This window comes from Streptococcus suis YS161, assembly GCF_002760245.1.
Taxonomy (GTDB): domain Bacteria; phylum Bacillota; class Bacilli; order Lactobacillales; family Streptococcaceae; genus Streptococcus; species Streptococcus suis_I.
Genome location: NZ_ASCA01000084.1, coordinates 1 through 346 on the forward strand (window position 1 = coordinate 1; position 346 = coordinate 346).

At 46.0% G+C, this 346-nt stretch carries 1 protein-coding gene; it reads left to right on the top strand.

All coding sequences use genetic code 11. The features are described from left to right. On the top strand, positions 1-346 hold a 346-nt coding region (gene dcm, locus SST111_RS10755), incomplete at both ends, for a DNA (cytosine-5-)-methyltransferase (RefSeq protein ID WP_142350763.1).

Below are 346 nucleotides of genomic sequence, written 5' to 3' on the forward strand. Positions count from 1 at the left end.
TTGCTCGAGCGGCCAAACAAATCCAACCACGTTTTCTATTTTTGGAAAACGTCAAAGGCCTACTCAATCACGACGAGGGACGGACGTTCGCCACAATCCTCTCCACGTTGGATGAATTGGGGTATGATGTCGAATGGCAGGTGCTTAACAGTAAGGACTTCCAAGTCCCGCAAAACAGAGAGCGGGTCTTTATTATCGGACATTCTAGAAGATACCGTCCCAGATTCATATTTCCTCTCAGAAGAGAAAACAGCCCAGCTCATCTTGAAAGACTAGGAAATATCAATCCCTCTAAACGTGGTTTGAATGGTGAAGTCTATCTGACGAGTGGACTTGCTCCTACACT